General features: G+C 44.8%; 13 protein-coding genes. 8 read left to right on the top strand and 5 right to left on the bottom strand.

Features of this window, described 5'->3' with window-relative positions:
* The first annotated feature begins 4 nt into the window (after positions 1–4).
* The 8 genes from MKY99_RS18190 (at position 5) to MKY99_RS18155 (ending at position 17,854) form a co-directional block, all read left to right on the top strand.
* Positions 5–1,042: a glycoside hydrolase family 18 protein gene (locus MKY99_RS18190; RefSeq protein WP_339265543.1), complete on the top strand. Its 1,038-nt coding sequence runs from the start codon at positions 5–7 to the stop codon at positions 1,040–1,042.
* Between the two features lie 179 nt (positions 1,043–1,221).
* A complete protein-coding gene (locus tag MKY99_RS18185; protein ID WP_076300575.1) occupies positions 1,222–2,208 on the top strand; it encodes a glycoside hydrolase family 130 protein in 987 nt (328 codons plus the stop codon).
* A 50-nt stretch (positions 2,209–2,258) separates the two neighbouring features.
* Positions 2,259–3,578 carry a glycoside hydrolase family 125 protein gene (locus MKY99_RS18180; RefSeq protein WP_339265541.1) on the top strand — a complete coding sequence of 440 codons (1,320 nt, stop codon included), beginning with the start codon at positions 2,259–2,261 and terminating at the stop codon, positions 3,576–3,578.
* Positions 3,579–3,597: 19 nt separating this feature from the next.
* Positions 3,598–6,336 carry an alpha-mannosidase gene (locus tag MKY99_RS18175; RefSeq protein ID WP_339265539.1) on the top strand — a complete coding sequence of 913 codons (2,739 nt, stop codon included), beginning with the start codon at positions 3,598–3,600 and terminating at the stop codon, positions 6,334–6,336.
* Between the two features lie 24 nt (positions 6,337–6,360).
* Positions 6,361–8,805 (top strand): glycoside hydrolase, encoded by a 2,445-nt coding sequence (locus MKY99_RS18170; protein ID WP_339265537.1) that lies wholly within the window; start codon positions 6,361–6,363, stop codon positions 8,803–8,805.
* Between the two features lie 27 nt (positions 8,806–8,832).
* Entirely contained in the window at positions 8,833–11,127 is a 2,295-nt protein-coding gene (locus tag MKY99_RS18165; protein WP_339265535.1) for a glycoside hydrolase family 3 N-terminal domain-containing protein, read from the top strand.
* A gap of 37 nt (positions 11,128–11,164) precedes the next feature.
* On the top strand, positions 11,165–14,317 hold the full coding sequence (locus tag MKY99_RS18160) for an alpha-mannosidase (protein WP_339265533.1): 3,153 nt from the start codon (positions 11,165–11,167) through the stop codon (positions 14,315–14,317).
* Positions 14,318–14,446: 129 nt separating this feature from the next.
* Complete coding sequence (locus MKY99_RS18155; RefSeq protein ID WP_339265531.1) at positions 14,447–17,854, top strand: glycoside hydrolase family 2 TIM barrel-domain containing protein; 3,408 nt, start codon at positions 14,447–14,449, stop codon at positions 17,852–17,854.
* 57 nt (positions 17,855–17,911) lie between these two features.
* On the opposite strand, the gene MKY99_RS18150 is transcribed toward MKY99_RS18155, so the two are convergent.
* The 5 genes from MKY99_RS18150 to MKY99_RS18130 form a co-directional block, all read right to left on the bottom strand.
* A complete protein-coding gene (locus MKY99_RS18150) occupies positions 17,912–18,529 on the bottom strand; it encodes an ROK family protein (RefSeq protein ID WP_339265529.1) in 618 nt (205 codons plus the stop codon).
* Positions 18,530–18,577: 48 nt separating this feature from the next.
* Positions 18,578–18,835 carry a hypothetical protein gene (locus MKY99_RS18145; protein WP_339265527.1) on the bottom strand — a complete coding sequence of 86 codons (258 nt, stop codon included), beginning with the start codon at positions 18,833–18,835 and terminating at the stop codon, positions 18,578–18,580.
* Complete coding sequence (locus MKY99_RS18140) at positions 18,825–19,001, bottom strand: hypothetical protein (RefSeq protein ID WP_339265525.1); 177 nt, start codon at positions 18,999–19,001, stop codon at positions 18,825–18,827. Before MKY99_RS18140 ends, MKY99_RS18145 begins: the two co-directional genes overlap by 11 nt.
* A gap of 166 nt (positions 19,002–19,167) precedes the next feature.
* Positions 19,168–19,710, bottom strand: a complete 543-nt coding sequence (locus MKY99_RS18135) for a class I mannose-6-phosphate isomerase (RefSeq protein ID WP_339265523.1) — start codon at positions 19,708–19,710, stop codon at positions 19,168–19,170.
* Positions 19,711–19,805: 95 nt separating this feature from the next.
* Positions 19,806–20,675 (bottom strand): LysR family transcriptional regulator, encoded by an 870-nt coding sequence (locus tag MKY99_RS18130; RefSeq protein WP_076286242.1) that lies wholly within the window; start codon positions 20,673–20,675, stop codon positions 19,806–19,808.
* Between the last annotated feature and the right edge of the window lie 29 nt (positions 20,676–20,704).

The following is a 20,704-nucleotide window of genomic DNA, read 5'->3' as shown; positions in this document are numbered from 1 at the left end:
AAGGATGGATCAACAAATGATTGTAGCAGGCTATGTGAGTGATTCCAAATTACCTGAGCTAACGCGCGACCACGTGATGAAGCTGACGCATATGAACGTTGCATTCGGTTATGTGTTGGATGATCAGATTACAACGGCACATTTGCAATATACGAACCAGTTGCACGAGATTAAAGCGATGAATCCGAACGTACAGCTGCTGCTCTCTGTTGGCGGATGGGGAAATGGGGGCTTCTCCGAGGCGGCATCTACCGAAGAAGGACGTCAGAAATTCGCAGCTTCGGCTGTACGAGCAGTAACAGAACTTCCATTCGATGGTGTCGATCTGGACTGGGAATATCCCTGCTACAGTGAAGCCAATATTGCCTCGTCACCGGATGATAAACGTCATTTTACGCTGCTGTTGAAGACCATTCGAGAAGCGTTAGATATGAAAGGTGCAGCTGAGGGCAGGCATTACTTGCTTACGATCGCTGCAGGAGCAGATCAATATTATATCGATGGTACAGAGATGGATCAAGTACAACAATATTTAGATTTTGTTCAATTGATGACCTACGATATGCGTGGAGGATTCCAGATTCTAACGGGACATCACACCAATCTGTACAATTCAACGGGAGATTTGTTCCGAATTAGTACAGAAGCATCCGTCAATATGTTCATGCAGGCAGGTGTACCCCGAGAGAAAATCGTCATTGGCGTAGCATTCTATTCCCGGATGTGGAAGCAGGTGCCGAACAGGAATGATGGATTTCTACAAATGGCGGGTACAACAGGAGGTTATGGTCCGGAATATACAGAACTTCTAGCCTATTATATCGACAAGAATGGGTTCACACGTCATTGGGATGATGAGGCCAAAGCGCCACATTTATTTAATGGAGATACGTTTATTTCCTATGATGACGTAGAATCGATCACACATAAATGTGAATATGTCCAACGTGAAAAGCTTGCGGGTGCGATGTTCTGGGAGTACAGCTGCGACAAGACACATACACTGCTGGATGCGATGTATGCAGGCCTATCGAGAGACTGAAATGATGCGCCCCATTCAATTAGTTAACAAACATGATTTCCTAGTCAACAAACGTTAGATTACGAATAAATAGACTTTTAATGCGCTTTATTATCATTTACAGTATGGGGGAAAGGTTGGACTCAATCGTTGAGGACAGGCCGTAGACTACATTCAAAGACGTGGGAGGAGTTTAGGAAATGAGCAAAATTATTGGTGAGGCACTACCAAATATGCCGTGGCAGGATAAGCCGAGTGGCTATAATGCCCCAGTGTGGCGGTATACTCAAAATCCGATTATTCAGCGTGATGCACAGGTGAACTCGAACAGTATTTTTAATTCTGCGGTGATTCCGTTCGAAGGTGGATTTGCAGGGGTGTTCCGCTGTGACTCTAGATCCGTAAGTATGGATATATTCGCTGGCTTTAGTCAGGACGGGCTACATTGGGAAATTAATGAGCAACCGCTCCAATTCGAAGGTGACGAATATGTAACGAAGCGGGAATATCGCTACGATCCGCGCGTGTGCAAAATCGAGGATAAATATTATATTTCATGGTGTAACGGGTATCATGGACCAACGATTGGTCTTGCTTATACGTATGATTTCAAAACATTTCATCAATTGGAAAACGCTTTCTTGCCATATAACCGTAATGGAGTGCTCTTCCCACGCTTAATAAATGGCAAGTATGCCATGATAAGCCGTCCAAGTGATACAGGCCATACGCCATTTGGAGATATTTTCTTTAGTGAGAGTCCAGATCTAACGTATTGGGGTAAACATCGTTATGTGATGGGGACGATTAATTCAGATGCATCCGCATGGCAATCGAAGAAAATTGGTCCAGGGCCGGTTCCGATTGAAACCGATCGTGGTTGGTTGTTGATCTATCATGGTGTCATTAATACATGTAACGGGTTCGTATATCGTATGGGCGCGGCATTATTAGATCTACACGAACCATGGAAGGTGCTCGCACGATCACGGAATTACATTCTTGGACCAGAAACATTGTATGAGTGTGTAGGAGATGTACCGAATGTCACTTTCCCTTGTGCCGCATTGTCAGATAGCGAGACAGGTCGCATTGCCATTTACTATGGTTGTGCCGATACCGTAACAGGCGTGGCATTTACAACAGTGGATGAGCTGCTGGACTATATGGATAAGTATCCGCTGTAACGACATCATCAGATGCAATGACAGAATTTCAATTGTAGAGGAGCTTATCAATGGAACAGTTTAGATTACCCAAAATTACGATGCCATCCTTAAACTTGCCACAATCGATTCAAGAAGTTCTACAAGAAGCAGAAGAGAAGCTTGCGCATCGACCGAAGCTACTTCAGCTATTTAAGAACTGCTTCCCGAATACCTTGGAAACGACGACGAAATTAAAAGAGGATGGAACGACTTTTGTCATCACAGGAGATATTCCAGCCTGTTGGTTACGGGATTCGGTAGAGCAGGTCATTCATTATGTACCGTTTGCCAAAGAGGACGAAGATCTTCAACGCATTCTTAAAGGCTTAGTAAAGCGTCATATACAGTACATCCATATTGATCCATACGCGAATGCATTTAATGAATCTGCGAATGATTGGCATTGGAATACGACGGATATAACAGACATGTCCCCTTGGGTATGGGAGCGTAAATTTGAAATTGACTCCTTATGTTTCTCGATGCGGCTTGCTTATGCGCTATGGAAGGAAACAGGGATTACAGATATATTCGATGCTGGGTTCAAATCGGCTATGCGTATCATGTATAACTTGTTCATCACAGAACAGCGTCACTTTGAAGAATCGCCATATCGCTTCACTCGAAATAACGGTATTCCTGAGGATTCCTTACGAAATAAAGGTCTTGGAATGCCTGTCAACTATACAGGAATGGTATGGTCAGGCTTCCGCTCAAGCGATGATGTATGCGAATTCCACTACAACATTCCAGGAAATATGTTCGCGGTGGTTACACTTCGCCAAATGCAGGAATTTGCGGAGTGGGTATTCCGTGATATGGAATTTTTGCAAGAGCTGAAGGATTTAGAAGCAGATATCGATCATGGGATCAAAACATACGGTATTTATCGTCATCCGCAATTCGGACCGATTTATGCTTTTGAGACGGATGGCTATGGTAACCACTGTCTCATGGATGATGCGGGAACACCGGGATTGATTTCGATTCCTTACTTGGGCTATTGCACAGCTGAGGATGAAATCTATCAGAACACGAGAAGATTTGTGTTATCCAAGGAAAACCCTTATTACTTTGAAGGTAAAGTAGCAAAAGGTATTGGTAGTCCACATACACCGGCAGGTTATGTTTGGCATTTGTCACTATCTATGCAAGGGCTCACAGCAACGACAGCAGAAGAGAAGCTAGCGATGATCGAGTTACTGGAGAAGACGGATGCGGATACAGGCTATATGCATGAAGGCTTCCATTCCGACGATCCAACGATTTTCACAAGAAAATGGTTTGCTTGGTCGAATAGCTTGTTCTCTCAACTCGTGTACAAGGCGATGCAGGAAGGTATCTTGTAGTGAAAGGGGGAGCAATGGCATGACGAAGAAAAGAACGGCACATATCGTTTCCCATTCGCACTGGGATCGTGAATGGTATTTACCCTATGAGAAGCATCATGTTCGTCTCGTTCAATTGGTAGATAGTTTGCTAGATCGGTTGGACGAGGAGTCAGAATTTCGTAGTTTTTTCATGGATGGTCAGACGATCATTCTCGAGGATTATCTTCAAGTTAGACCGGATCAGAAGGAGCGGCTGTTGCGTCATATTCAAAATGGTCGAATCCTTATTGGTCCATGGTATATATTGCAGGATGCGTTCCTCACCAGTAGTGAAGCCAATGTAAGAAATATGCAGATCGGTCATCAAGATGCACTGAAGTATGGGGAAGTATCCAAAATTGGATACTTTCCTGATACCTTCGGGTTGTGTGGACAGACACCACAGCTGATGCAGCAGTCAGGTATTCAGAACGCCTTCTTCGGTCGTGGTGTGAAGCCGACGGGCTTCAACAATGAGGTATCGGATGGAGATTATGAATCGTCTTACTCCGAATTGATCTGGGAAGGCCCAGATGGCTCCAAGGTACTCGGTATTTTATTTGCGAATTGGTACTCGAATGGAAATGAAGTCCCAGTAGATCCGGTAGAAGCCAAGGCATATTGGGATCGGAAGCTAGCGGATGCGGAAAAATATGCATCGACGAGCGAGCTACTATATATGAACGGCTGTGATCACCAGCCAGCTCAGCTGGACTTGCCGGAAGCCATTCGGACAGCTAGTGAACTCTATCCAGACACGGAGTTTATTCACTCCAATTTCAATGATTATCTGAATGCACTGCATCGTTCACTTGATTGTGAATTATCAACCGTCCAAGGGGAGCTTAGAAGTCAGCGAACAGATGGATGGGGAACATTAGTGAATACGGCTTCCTCCCGTATATATTTGAAGCAAATGAATCAGCAGGGTCAGACTTTGCTTGAGAAGGTTGCTGAGCCGTTATCTGCTTATGCTCATCAATTGGGACATGCGTATCCACATCACTTATTCACTTATGCATGGAAGACGCTCATGCAGAATCATCCGCATGATAGCATCTGTGGCTGTAGTGTGGATGAGGTACATCGTGAGATGGTAACGCGATTCGACAAGAGTCGTCACGTTACAGAATCTATTGTACAGAACAGTATGGAGTCGATCGCAAATCATGTGGATACATCATGCTTCGCTGAATACGGGGATCACGCATGTCCATTCATTGTGTTTAATACGACAGGCCTTGACCGCAGTGGGGTAGTTACGGTGGAGCTGGATATTGCTCGTATCTATTTCCGGGAAGGCGAAACGATCGAGAAGATGCGTAATCAGATGACATCGCTCGAGATTCATCCTCATCGCGTGATAGATCATGGTGGGCGTCAGCTAGAATATCAGCTAACCGATCTGGGGCTCCACTTCGGTTATGACTTGCCTGATGATAAATTTCGTCAGCCGTATTTCTCACGACGTGTTCGATTAGAGCTTCATGTCGAAGCAGTTCCTGCAAATGGTCATCAAGTTTATGCCTGGATGAAGGATGTAGTAGAGAGACCACATTCTGAAATAAAGGAAAGCTCGCTACTTCATGAACGGACGCTAGAGAATGAGTTTATTGCTGCACGGATTGAAGATAATGGCTCGATCACATTAACGGATAAGGCAAATGGTAAAGTATATCGCGGTCTCGGTATTTATGAGAATAGCGGCGATATCGGAAATGAATACATGTATTGTCAGCCGAAGAATACGAACGTATTGACGACAGAAGCGCTTATAGCTGATATTTCTATCGTATCCGATCAGCCATACGCATGTACGGTACAAATCGTTCATGATTGGGACATTCCAGTAAGTGCGGATGAATTGCTCGCAGCAGAGCAGCAAGGCATCGTGTGGTTCCCGAGTCGTCAGGCTGGACGTTCAACCGAAACCGTGAAGCTCCATATAACAACGACTGTAACGCTTGAGAAATATAGTAAGGGACTTCAAGTGAAGAGCTCCTTCGATAATCAAGCGAAGGATCATCGCATCAGAATGCTGTTCCCAACGGATCTCGTCAGCGATGTGCATCAGGCGGATTCGATGTTTGAGATCGCAACACGAAGCACAGAACCTTCGAGTGAGTGGACGAACCCAGACAATAGTCAACATCAGCAAACGTTCGTTAGTGTGAAGGACGACGTGACGGGCTTAACCATCGCTAATAAAGGGTTAAATGAATACGAAGTGTTACGTGATGGACGGAATACGATTGCCGTTACATTGCTACGCTGCACAGGTGAGCTTGGAGATTGGGGCGTCTTCTACACACCAGAAGCACAATGTCTAGGTCCTGCTCAGGCGGAGCTCATGATTATTCCACATGGTTCTGCGGTAGCTGAAGAAGCGTATGCGCTTGCCTATCTATATCAAATACCATGGATGACTGTATCGACAGATATTCATAATGGTAGTCTTCAGCCGAAACATCAATGGTTGCAGGCGAGTGGAAATGACATGCAGCTCTCTTCCGTGAAGGTAGCTGAAGCAACGGGTGATCTTGCGATTCGTTGGTTCAACATGACCACTTCACCAACGACTTTAGCCTTCGAACCTCGTATGAACTATAGTCAGGCGTATAAAAGTAATATACTCGAATCACATGAGGAAGCGCTTACGGCCGATTCAAACGCTGTCATCCAGCTTGAAGTAAAGGCGGCCGAGATCGTAACTGTTGTTCTTAATAAATCGATATGAGCATCAAGTAGAGGAGAATAAAAGATGACTAACACAAAACCTTGGAAAATTTATGCAATTCATCATTCCCATACCGATATCGGCTACACAGAGCGTCAGGAGAAGATCCAACAATATCATGTAGACTTTATCCGGCAGGTGCTTCACATTTTGCGTGAAATTCAATCCGGTCGTCGACCTGAATGGGAGGGGTTTAAGTGGGTATGTGAAACGTTTTGGCCTATCGAAACCTTCCTGAGTCGGGCAACGGAGCAAGAAAAGGAAGAGTTCGTAGCCGGAGTTAAGCGTGGTGATATCGGCTTGTCCGGTACGTACTTGAATATGACGGAATTAATCGGCAAAGATTTGTTCACATCGATGATTGCCCGTGTACGAGATTTTGGATATTCCATTGAAGCTCCAATTACATCAGCGATGACTGCAGACATTAACGGCTTCAGCTGGGGGTATGGTCAGGCATTGTTAGATGCCGGTATTCATAATTTATCTACCTGCATTCATACCCATCACGGAATGTTTCCTTGCTGGAAGAAGCAGCAGCCTTTCTGGTGGGAAATGCCTTCCGGTGATCGCTTGCTGACCTGGAGTGGCGAGCATTATGTATTCGGTAATGATCTGGGGCTTGTACCTGGTATGGGCGGGAAATATACGATCAAAGATGAATTTGATATGAGTCATGGCGCTACATTCGAGATTGCTGAACAGCGTATACTTCGCTACATTGAGCGTTTGCAAGAGGATGGCTATGCCTTTAACTTCTTCCCGGCTATGTTCTCAGGGCTACCAACGGATAACAATCCACCGAATGCGGAGACGATGACCTTCATTCGTCAATGGAATGCGAAGCACGGCGAAAATATTGAGATTCAGATGGCAACTTTAGATGATTTCTTCGATGAAGTTCGTGCTCATGCACAGCAGCATGCGGAAGATATTCCTGTGTATCGTGGAGATTGGCCAGACTGGTGGACGGATGGCGTAGGTTCAACACCGAAGCATGTACAAGTATTCCGTGAAGCACAACGTGTATATCAAAAGGTTAGAAGGCTGGATCCGAACTGTGAAATCGTTACATCGGAGACGATGAAGGAGATGGAATATCAGTTAACGATGTTTGCTGAGCATACATGGGGCTATCATTCATCCATTTCCGAGCCTTGGAATCCGTTCGTTCAGGAATTAGGCTTGCGGAAAGAAGCTTTTGCTGCCAATGCAAGTACGATTGCGCATCGTGCGTTGTATGACATTCTTGAGGCGAAGGGCGATGCATTACTTGCTCCTGGGCGCCCTATGAAGTTTAAAATTCATAATCCATATCATTTCGTACAAGAAGATTATGCGCATCTCATTCTCGAAGGATGGTATCACGATGAGATCAAGAATGGCTTCGAGGTGCGTGATATTACGACGAATGAGGTCATTCCAGCACAGCTTCGTCTGGCATCTCGAGGTGTGATCGTAACGATTCCGGTAACATTGCAGCCAAGTGAAGAGAGAGTACTTCAGATCTTCGCCGTGAAACCAAGTATCGGAACTGCTTTTATGAACGATTATTTAGCATCCGATCGCGTGATGGATCTGGATGTTACGCATGATGTGAAGAATTTCCGCATGACATCTTCCTATGTAGAAACTCCATTTGTACACATCACGTGGAAAAAGGGCGAAGGGATCACCTCGTGGGTCGATAAAACGACAGGAAAAGAGCTACTTCGAGCTGATCGCCAGCACGCAGCTTTTACGCCAGTCTATGATGTTACACCTGCAACGAAGGTTGGAGAAATGACCGAGGTGCGTCGTCTGATGGGCCGTAATCGGAAGGGACCGGATGCGATCGTTTCAACGGGCGAGTTAATTAGTGCGGAGCTCATTACGCAAGGTCCGGTGTATGGCATTATTCAATTGACCTATAAGGTGGATGGCTGTGAGCATTATTCCTTGTTCTTAACAGTATACGCGGATCGTCCACGTGTGGATGTGGCCGTACGTATGCATAAAGAGAGCGTATGGAAGCCTGAAAACTTATATGTTTCACTTCCTTTTGGTGGCTCATTATCAACGGATAAGTATGACTTATGGGTGGATAAGATGGATGCGTTGACACGGATGCGGAAGGATCAACTACCAGGCAGCTTAGCAGATTACACAGCGGTTGGAGAAGGAGCTGTATATGTTTCCGAATCGCAAGGCGTTGTGATCGCGATGCCAGATACGCCATTAATTCAGCTAGGTTCGCTAGAACATGGGTATCGATTGCTTAACGGTGATGAGAAGCTAGAGCAGGATCCAGCTCATTTGTACGCTTGGGTGATGAATAACTATTGGGAAACTAATTTCTCTGCGACATTGGGTGGTTTCTATGAATTTAGATATTTCATCACTTGGGGCGAGAACTATAGCAAACCGGATGCTTCCATGGATGCATGCCGTGGAATGAATGCTGGCATTCTAGCTTGGCGCCAACACTAGCTCAACAAAACTGGAGGTATATATCGAATGAAATATAAAAACCCTTCGTTATCTATTGCTGAGCGTGTTGCAGATTTGTTGGCCGAAATGACGCTGGAGGAGAAGCTTGGACAGCTTCTCCAGCCTTTTGGCTGGAAGACATATGTAAAAGGCGACGGAGATGTTCAGCTCACGGATACATTTAAAGACGCAATTGCGAATGGTGGAGTCGGTTCACTATATGGTGTGCTTCGAGCAGATCCATGGACAGAGGTTACACTTGAAACAGGCTTGTCCCTGCGTGAAGGGGCCGAGGTTACTAATCTTATTCAGCGATATGCAATGGAGCATACGCGACTGGGCATTCCAATTCTATTTGGTGAGGAATGCTCCCATGGACATATGGCCATAGGGAACACGGTGTTCCCTGTACCACTGACCATAGGAAGTAGCTGGAATACAGAGTTGTTCCGACAGGTTTGTCAAGCTGTAGCGGTAGAGACTCGTGCACAAGGGGGAGCAGCTACCTATTCTCCTGTATTGGACGTGACACGTGATCCGCGATGGGGGCGGACAGAGGAATGCTTTGGTGAAGATCCTTATTTGATTAGTGAAATGGCAATAGCTGCGGTGAAAGGGTTGCAAGGGGATTCGTTAAATACGGATCATACCATTCTTGCAACCTTGAAGCATTTTGTAGCTTATGGTAGCCCAGATGGTGGGCGTAATGCGGATACCGTACGTATGGGCATGCGTGAGCTGATGGAGAAGGATTTACTTCCTTTTCAGCGTGCGGTTGCGGAAGGAGCCAAATCCATTATGACGGCCTATAACGAAATTGATGGGGTACCTTGTACGTCTAGTAAAGAGCTGTTGACGCATATTTTACGTGACAAGTGGGGCTTTGACGGCTTCGTCATCACGGATTGTGGAGCGATGAGCCAGCTCAGACATGGTCATCAAATCTGTGAGACGGAAGAGGAAGCGGCCAGCCTAGCATTGAAAGCGGGCGTAGATATGGAGATGTCCGGTGAGACCTTTGGCCAATATCTACAATCTGCTCTTGATCAGCAATTGATCGCGGTGTCAGATCTAGATCTTGCGGTGGAGCGAATCTTGCGCTTGAAATTTGAATTAGGATTATTCGAACGTCCTTATGTGAATCCAGCGTTGGCAGAGCAGGTTATTGGTCAATCCTCTCATCGAGAATTGGCTCGGCAAGCTGCACGTGAAGGCATTGTGTTACTGAAGAATAAGGAACAGGCATTACCGTTATCTCCATCCCGTGGCAAGATCGCCGTGATTGGACCGAACGCGAACAATATGTATAACCAGTTAGGCGATTATACGTCACCGCAGGAGCGGGAGCAGATTGTTACCGTGTTGGATGGCGTTCGCGCGAAGTGTTCAGGCTTTAGTGAGGTTGTGTATGCACCAGGCTGTCGAGTGAAGGACCCATCTCGGGAAGGATTCGAAGCGGCGATCGCAGCTGCGGCTTCAGCAGAGACAATTATTGCTGTTGTAGGCGGATCGAGTGCACGTGATTTTGGAGAAGGTACGATTGATTTGAAGACTGGGGCTGCGGTCATTACCGATACGTTTATGCTAAGTGATATGGATTGTGGAGAAGGCTTTGATCGTGCCCAACTGAATTTATGTGGAGTACAGCTCGAGCTGTTGCAGGAGCTTCACAGTTTAGGCAAGAAGCTGATTGTTGTGTATATCAATGGTCGCCCAATTGTTGAGCCATGGATTGATGAGCATGCTGATGCGATTGTGGAGGCATGGTACCCAGGGCAAGAGGGCGGTCATGCGATTGCGGATATCCTGTTTGGTGACTACAACCCATCAGGAAGATTAACGCTATCCATTCCGAAGCATCTGGGACAATTACCTGTGTACTATAATAAGAAGCGTTCGCGTGGGCATCGATATTTAGAGACGGATTTCCATCCGCAGTATGTATTTGGGTATGGGCTTAGCTACACGAGCTTTCACTATGACAATATACAATTGAATCAACCAAGTATTTCTGTTGATGGTACGTGTACGGTTTCAGTGGATGTGATGAATACGGGTGATATGGCTGGACACGAGGTCGTGCAATTGTACATCAAGGACTGTGTTAGTTCGATATCACGCCCGGATAAGGAGCTGAAGGGCTTTTGTAAAATTTATTTGGAGCCTGGGGAGAAGCGTACCGTTCACTTTACTATTTCATCACAGGAGCTGCAATTTGTCTCAGCAGATTTAACGTGGATCGTCGAGCCGGGTCGATTTGAACTTTATACGGGCTCGAATGTAGAGCAAACATTGTCCATCGATTTACAGGTTGTACAATGAGTGCGATGAAGCGGACGAACGATCAGGGGGACTATTAATGATTAGAATACAACGGTTCATTCGAGAGTTATCTGAACGACAGTGGCTCGAATCGATCCCCATTAAAGACTGGGACGTACAAGCAACGGAATATATATTACCTGGTAAATATACCGAGGAACGTCCCTTTGTCGGAAGCGATGCTTTTGATTTATTCCCAAGCAAACAAGGTACAACGTATATGCTACGAACGACGTTATCCATTCCGAACGAATGGGCTGATGACGCAGTAGGCTTATATTTCACCTCTGGATCAGGTGGAGAAGGACTGCTTCGTATTAACGGGCAGTCCTTTCAGGGGTTGGATCGAAATCATCCATTTGTGAAGATACCAGCACGGGTTGGCAAACAAATCGAAGTGGAGATTGAACTGTTCGATGCTGTACCGGAGCCTGTAGATCCGTTAAACAAGCAAGCGACCATCCATGCTCCCATTCGCATGATTCATAGCACGCTAGTCTATGTGAACACAACAGTGCAGTCGTTGATGTATTCTGTGAGCGTCATTATGAATGCTGCGGAATTGCTACCAGCGTCAGATTTTCGTCGTACTCGCGTGATGGAAGCTCTATATACAGCTATGGATGCATTTACTTTGCTATCACAAGAGAAGATTGCAGGCGGTGCCGCAGCTTCAATTGAACACCACCTTGTCGAACAAATAAGACAGATCGGTGGCAATAGCGAAGGTGTCATCCATATGGTAGGACAATCTCATATTGATATTGCATGGCTGTGGCCATGTCGTGAGACAGTGCGTAAGACGAGTCGGACGTTCTCAACTGTAAATGCTTTAATGGATGAATTTCCTGAATATCGGTATGCACAGAGTCAGCCGTTGCTCTTCGAGTATTTGAAGTTGAATGATCCAGTGTTATATGAGCGTGTAAAAGAACGAATTCGTGAAGGCCGCTGGGAGCTTGTCGGTGGCATGTGGGTGGAGCCGGATCTCAATATACCAAGTGGTGAATCATTGATGCGGCAAATGCTCTACGGTCAACGATTTTATCAGCAGGAATTTGGAAAGCGATCCTTTATAGAATGGTTACCGGATACCTTTGGCTACTGTGCATCATTACCGCAAATTTTGAAGCATGGTGGCATGCGTTACTTCATGACGACGAAGCTGAATTGGAATGATACGAACCCATTTCCGTATGACTTGTTTTATTGGGTAGGCATTGATGGAACGCCAATGCTATCGTATTGCAACCATGGGGTAAACGAGGATACGCAGCCGAAGGATGTTCATGAACATTGGCAATCTTATAAAGAGAAAGTTAAGCATCCGGAACAAATGTTATTGTATGGGCATGGGGATGGCGGTGGTGGTGTCACGCGTGAGATGCTCGAATATATTCATCGCTCGGATCTCATGATCGGTCAGCCCTCATCTCAATTTAGTAGCGCGGAGGCATTCTTCACGGGTATTTCCGAAGCAAATCCAAATTTACCGAGCTGGCACGGTGACCTGTATCTTGAATTACATCGAGGTACGTATACGACACATGGGCGTAACAAACGTAATAATCGGAAGGCTGAGGTTCTGTATCGTGAAGCAGAGTTATGGTCTACGTTGGCCCGATCATCGCTGAGCTCAGAACAAGCAAAGACGTTACAGCATGATTTACATGAGGGATGGAAGTTGATTTTATTAAATCAGTTCCACGACATTATTCCAGGTTCTGCCATTACAGAAACGTATGAGACATCGATGAGAGAGTATGAGGAAGTATTCCAGCGCGGGAAGACAAGCTTGGAGATCGGGATGGCAGCCATTGCATCTCATGTTCAGATCGAAGGGAGAATGGAAGGAACACCGTTCCTTGTATTGAATAGTTTGGGCTGGAGCCATGATTGTGTATTAGAGCTGACTACCCAGGATCTTATCGATCAAGGTGTTACGAATATTGAATGGCATCGCTTATCGATCGTGACTACGGATGGAGAATCATTGGATTATGAAGTTAGTACCTATGGAACGACCAAGATCCTTCGAATTCGTGTACCGAATGTTCCGGCAATGGGCTACAATACGATTCTAGTACGTGAAAATGAAGTAACTGTAGTGCCAGAATCGCCGAAAGTATTACCAGCGCTGCTTGATGTGTGGGAGACAGCCTACTATTGTATACGCTTCAATGAACAAGGAGAAATCATAAGCTTATACGATAAACAAGCGAATCGTGAGATTGTGAAGGCGGGTGAACGGGCGAATCAGTTCCATTTCTTCCATGATCGTCCGACGCTATGGGATGCGTGGGACATTGATCCGCGCTATGAGCAACAGTCTGCTGGAGAGGCATTTCTGTTAGAGAAGAAGCTAATCAGCTCAGGAGCTGTTGCTGATGTTATAGGCTTCCGTTGGCGTATAGGACAATCCACGATTGAGCAGGAGATGGTTCTATATCATCATCATGCTCGCATTGAGTTTAGAACAAAGGTGGATTGGCAGGAAGCTCATAAGCTGCTGAAGGTGGGCTTCCCACTCGATGTTGTAACAAGTCGAGCCACTTATGAAATACCGTTCGGTGCTTTAGAGCGGAATACACATCGCAATACAAGCTGGGATCAAGCGCAATATGAAGTATGTGGTCATCGCTTCGCTGATGTGTCTGAGCATAGCTATGGTGTCAGTGTGCTGAATGATTGTAAGTATGGTTATGATACCCAAGGAAGTACGATTCGTCTTTCCTTGCTACGTGCGCCAAGATGGCCGGATATATCGGCAGATCAGGGATATCATGAGTTCACCTATGCACTGTATCCACATGCCGGCGATTGGCGTCAAGGACACACACTTCGAGCAGCAGCAGAGCTGAATCATCCACCTGCTTATATTGCAGTATCCACCGTAGATGCTACAGAGCTACAGAGCACGAATGTATGGGATCGATGTTGTTCATTGCTTCCTTTTACAAGTGAGCATGTTGTCTTGGAGACGGTCAAATGGGCTGAGGATGACGATGGCATCATTCTTCGTATGTACGAATCCGCTGGAGGTCGTGAGACGATCGATCTTAAGTGGCCGTATCCACATCAAGCGGTGTATGTATCGAATGCCTTGGAAGAAGAAGTCCTGTTAATGGACAGCTGGCAACTGACCTTTACACCTTATGAAATAAAAACGATCAAGATTAAGACTGTATAGTCAAAATTGGACGAATCCTGCATCTGAAAGACATAGGAAGACGACTGCGGTTCGTTCTCTTCCTATGTCCATTTTGGAATGATATTGACGCTAGGCATCCATCAATCTATGTTCGGAGGTTGAATTAGCATGATCATGGCAACATCAGTACTAAACAATTCGACAGCATGGAAAAGACCTACAATAATTACGAAGCCTACCTATACTTCGGGCACGAAAGATCCGGTGATATGTCTCAATACATGTCTTGAGAATCAATGGTATTTCAGTATGAATCCACTCTCAACTGAACATATTGAGGCACAAAACCTCGATTCTTATGATTGGCATGAAATCATTGTTCCTGGTGAAGTTGCTATGCAAGGCTATAATATCGAAAATGACACACCATACTACTACACAACTTCTTTTATGATTCCAGAAGATTATGATGGAAAGCATGTAATCCTAAGGTTCCATGGTATATATTCCAAAGCTAAGGTATGGATAAACGGTTTGTATAACTGTGATCATCAGGGTGGATTTACGACATGGGATTGTGATATTACGGATCAGATCCGCGCTGGGCAAGCTACTACTATCGTCGTTGAATTCATCGATGACATATGGGACCCTTCAATTGGTAGCAAATACGCTCATCATAATATTGGTGGGATTCTAAGATCGATAGAGCTTATTGCAGTACCTAAGACGCATCTTACTAGATTTCATTATGACATTGAATTTGACACCGCTTACAATAATGCGTTTTTGCAGGTATCACTAGGTGCCGCACTCCATCAAGCTAAAGCTGTTTATGTTCAACTTGAGCTAACAGACCAACAACAAGCCCTCGTACCACTTGAAGAGCATTCTATCGTTTTTGAGCCTGAGCAACAAGACCTCGATATATCCTTCAACATTCAACACCCAAAGAAATGGAATGCTGAGCAGCCCTATCTATACACCCTACATGCCAAGTTATTTGACGATGAGCATCAATTGATCGAGCAAGCTGAAGTACAGGTTGGATTCCGACAAATCTGCTTCGCAGGAAAGAACGGGACAGATCCGAAAGAAATCTACATTAATGGAGAACGAATTAAATTAAGAGGCACATGCCGCCATAGTATCCATCCAAAGCTCGGAAGAACAACAACACCAGAAATGGATATACAGGATGTCATATTGCTACGAGAGCAAAATGTTAACTACGTACGAACCTCCCACTATCCACCATCGGAGGAGTTTCTTGCGGCGTGCGATGAGCTTGGCATGTATGTAGAGGAAGAAACAGCCGTTAACTTCCAGTATGCAAATGGACCTGGACCATGGCGGGATGACGAACCATGGTATATGAATCAATTAGCAGAAATGATAGAACGTGATCGTTCTCATCCTAGCGTCATAATATGGTCATTAGCTAATGAGAGTGGCTGGCGCGCTAATGAGGAAGGGGATAAATTCAGAAGACAGCTGCAGTACGTTCAGCAAGAGGAGACGACTCGGCCAACTAAATTCAGTTATCCGTTCTTAGTTGAGGATGGCAGTACAACCGATATTTACAGCGCACATTATATTGATTATACAAATGATATGGATTACCACTTAGTTACTTATGGGGTGTCTGAGAAAGATATCGTAATTAACTATTCTTCTCCTGTTATTCACGATGAATATGCACATATCGCTTGCTATAACATCGAGGAACTTGAACGAGACAATAACGTACGCAACTTCTGGGGAGAGAGTGTATATAAGATATGGGAGAAGATTGTCAATACGCATGGTGCGCTTGGTGGTGCATTGTGGGCTAATATTGATGATATATTCTTCCTGCCTGATGGTGTCCCCGAACGACATCAACAGCATTCAATTGGTACTGCCGCAGGATACGGAGAATGGGGTAATATGAGTGATGTCTGGCGCAGACATAAGCCTGAATATTGGATGACTAAGAAAGCCTACTCCCCAATTCGGATTATGGAAGGCACCGTTGGGAATCCAGGATATGCCCCACTCATCATCTCAATTAGTAACTGGTTCAATCACACTAACCTGAATGAAGTGAACATTTGCTACAGCATTCACGTGGATGGGCAAATTATTGCCCAACCGTCTTTCTATGGACCTGATATTAAGCCATACTCAAGTGGGCAACTCGAACTCCCAGCACGAGATTGGAGCGATCGAGAGCGCATACATTTACAGTTTCAAACATCGGATGGGATAGTCGTAGATGAATATCTGCTCCCAATTGCAACAAGAAAGTTCATATTCTGTGATGCCCAGTATGAGGCATTAAAGGTCGAAGAAACGGATGAGCAATATCTCATTCGTAACAACATGGTTTCTTTCACATATTGCAAAGAATCAGCGATGCTCTCTCAAGCAACTTTCCAAAACCGAGTCATACTTACAGGTGGCCCGCATTTGAATTTGACTGGTGTCGAGCTTGGTAATTGGATTCCAGGTTCCATTCATGTAGAAACTTGCGAGAATGACGAGCAGATTGTAGTCACAACTACTGGTCATTACACACTAGGCATAAAAGTTTTATTTGTTCAGAAGCTGTTCGCAAGTGGTAAATTTGAAATTCACTATACGGTGGACAATGTTGAACATGAGCTTGAGATACAAGAACTTGGTCTAGCAATCGATATGCCTGAGCACATCGATTATGTGGAATGGCAGAAATCAGGACGATTCAGTGTTTATCCTGAGAATCATATAGGGAGACTTACCGGCCGTGCCAACCGGGTTCGTAAAGCTAGTGATGAACAACCAGATGTTTACGGAGAGCAGCCTGCGTGGGAATGGAAAGACGATATGCGCAACTATTATTTGGAACGTAAAGACGATTCTACTAAAGGAATAGTTACTAATGATTTCCAAACGATGCGAGAGTATATTCACTTCTATGCTGTTGGCCTAGCAGATACGGACGCCACTCTACGCGTAGAATCCAACGGAAACGAGGCTGCTCGAATAGCTTATATGTATCAACCGCCTACATTAGTTAGTTATGCGGATACCGATTCATTAACCTATAAGGGTGAATGGCAGCACCTACAAGATTCAAAAGCTATCATAGGTACGGTGTGGCATTCGAATACTCCGGGATCTACCATTGAATTCTCATTTTACGGTACAGGCGTTCAGTTCATGTATAAGAAACATAAAACTGGTGGAACGATGCATGTTCACGTAGATGATCAGCCCAAGCATATCATTGGTACACATAGTGATATTGGTATGCCACTGTACCAACAACGATTTACTTGCAGAGAACTTCCACTCGCGTACCATAAGATTACCATTGGAGTCCCCTTCGATTACGAGGGAGCGGAAGTTGTCATCGAGGCATTCGAAATTCTGAATGATACCATTCCTGCAAAAATCATAGCACAGCTTATTATCAATCAAGCCTGGTATTACCCAGCGTTAGGCTGGGGGAACTATTGCGGAGAACCAATCCGTATTGAATCAGGTTATTCGCAAATGACTACGTTCAGAATGACTAATAATCCTCAAATGATTATAGAGTACGGTAAATAACGTATGATAGTATGGAAGGTCGGCTACTCAAATAATGGGTAGCCGACCTTCCATTTTTTATGAGAATAATTGATCAATACCTTTGAACGTATTCTCTATAACATGCTCAGATGTATAAATAGATAGATGATGTGGTAGTAGTCCCTGTTCGAGCGCAGGTCTAAATACATCAAAACTTTTCGCGATTTGTCCGCCAAGCACGAGTCGCTGTGCTCCAAAGCCCACGATATAGGGATCAAGCATCTCAGCTAGACACGAACCAAATTCTTCGAATACTTGTTGATAGGCGAGGTTTCCCTGTCTTGCCAGATCAGCGAGCTCCTTCACATCCATGCCTTCTATCCAAAAACCACGTTCCTGTGCGGCATGTAGAATACCAGGACGGGAGAACACTTCATCGATCATTGTATGGCGATAAGGCTTATCATAGAGCTCTCCATTACGAGGAACTCCCTCACCCTCAATTCGGATTTTTCCTTGATCAATGAAAGCAGAGCCCAGCCCTGTACCGAGTGTTAAAGAGATAAAACGTTCTTGTGGAAATAAGGTACTGATCCCTAGCGCGAAAAGCTTAGCATCATTCTCGAAACGAATAGGTGCATGAACGAGTGCTGCTGCCCATGGCTGATCATTATTTGCTTCCAACAAGCTACGAATAATCTTCTTGAGATTCATACCGTAAAGCGATTCAAACTTGCATAAACCTTGGATATAGGAGATTCCTTACTCATAATCAAATGGCCCGGGAAATGCAATTCCGATATGCCACACTGCAGCAGATAAATCGTTCGATAATGTTGTTCCAAACATATATTGGTATTGCATGATCGTCATGAATTGCTGGAGCGTAGTGCTGGCATCCTCACTTGCAAGCGAAGGGACTTGGAATTGAGAAGCTTGAATGGAGCAGCCATTCATGACGAGACTGGACTTGATAAAGGTCTCGCCAACGTCGAGTGCGATAACGAATTTAGTCTTCAAGGAAGCTCACATCCCAAGATTTGGATACCCCAGTTTTTATGAGCTTACAAGGCTGGCTACCTAAATTCTCAACTCGATAGGCACCGAATGCAGCAGGCAGGATATAGGACTCCGCATACCAGAATTCGACTGAGACGGATTCATTGTCGCAGGATATAATTCTCACCTTCTACGAGATTGAACATGACCATTTGGTGATCTGTATGATCTTCCCATTTATCAGTTAAATGTAATCGGTGTACATAGAAAAGTAGATCCTCTCGTTGACCAAGTTCCACCATTTCGTTGCGACCTTGGGATTGTAATAGTACGGGCTTAGCGATTAAATTCTCCTACACCCACGCTGTTTTCTTATAGAAATCAATATTCGGAAAGGCGTGATCAATATTAATCGGACGAGGTTTACCATCCATTCCTTTGCGGAAGAAATCATAGCTTTTAAACGTAAACCACCATGTTGTTGATGAAATCTCGAGGACAAGATTATTTTTTCCTGATGCATGCATTGTACCTGTTGGAATGAGGAATAGGTCGCCTTTTTCAGCTTCAAACTCGTTTACATAGTCTTTTAATGGGATAGGAATAGCCGTTTCCTGCGCTGTCTTCACCGCTTGATAGAAATTTTCTTCGGTGCAAGTATCCGTTAATCCCAAATAGACATGGGATGTTCCTTGCTTCTCCAAAATGTAATAGGATTCTTGCTGCTCCATAAATTCATTAAATTCACTTCGAATATCCGATAGCTTAGGTTGGACTTGGCAAGATAAATTGTCACCCTCTATCGTATCCAAGTAGTCGAAGCGAATCGGGAAGTAATCTCCGAATAATTGAACGTTGCGTTCGCCGAGAATGGCAAGATACTCATAATGCATCACAGTAAGGAAGGGGATTTCGATGTACTCACCTTGATATTCCAGAATAATAGAGTTCTTCGGTGCGATCGCTACATATATAGTAACATGCCTGTTGTTTAACCATTCTTAAAGCTTTCAATAAACTTGGAAGCTAGTGATGATAAGTATTTATCCTTGATCCAGACGGCGGCGACCCGCGTGCGAAGTGACTCACTACTGATTTCTTTATAGATCAAATTACGATTACTCGTTAATTCGAAAGCGGATTTGGGGATAATTCCGATGCCAAGACCAGCATTTGCCCAGAGCAGTGTTGTTCGCGCATCATCATTCATACAGAAAATTAGCGGATCAAAACCATTCTCAAGACAGGTTTCCCGGATAAGCTGCTCAAAACGGCGGTAGATAATGAGCGGCTTATCTTTTAACTCACCGATCTCAACGAAGTTTTCATCTGTTTTCCAGTCATACTCTGGAGTCATTACGGCAATCATAGGCTCAGCTTGTGTGTAAAGACATTCTAAATTTGTAGCATTAAAGGGTGTCCGGACAATGCCAATCTCTACAATGCCCTTGTTCAAAAGGTCGATGATTCTGAAGGTATTCCCTTCATGGATTTCAAATTTAACGCCTTGATACGTTTTGTGAAACTCACATAGTCGATCTTGGAGTAGGGTCGCTCCTGAGGAAGAGACAGTGCCAATGGCGAGAGTTCCTTTTAAGCCTTTGACAAAATCATTGAGCTCCCGGGCAGTGGAATCAGCCAGCTCCAGAATTTGTTGAGCCCGGTCACGCAAAATGGCTCCTGCTTCGGTAAGTTGTACACTGCGCGGACCTCGATCTACAAGCTTGACGCCTAGTTCTTCCTCAAGCAGCTTAAGCTGCTGACTGAGCGGAGGCTGAGCCATTTGCAGCTTTCTGGCTGCAGAAGTAATCTGCCCTTCCTCAGCGATAGCCATAAAATATTTAAGCTGTCTAATATCCATAAAAAAATCCTCCGATCTTGAGATATGTT

This window comes from Paenibacillus sp. FSL R5-0470 (assembly GCF_037975205.1).
Lineage (GTDB): Bacteria > Bacillota > Bacilli > Paenibacillales > Paenibacillaceae > Paenibacillus_AQ.
This window is presented reverse-complemented; position numbering and strand designations above follow the sequence as displayed.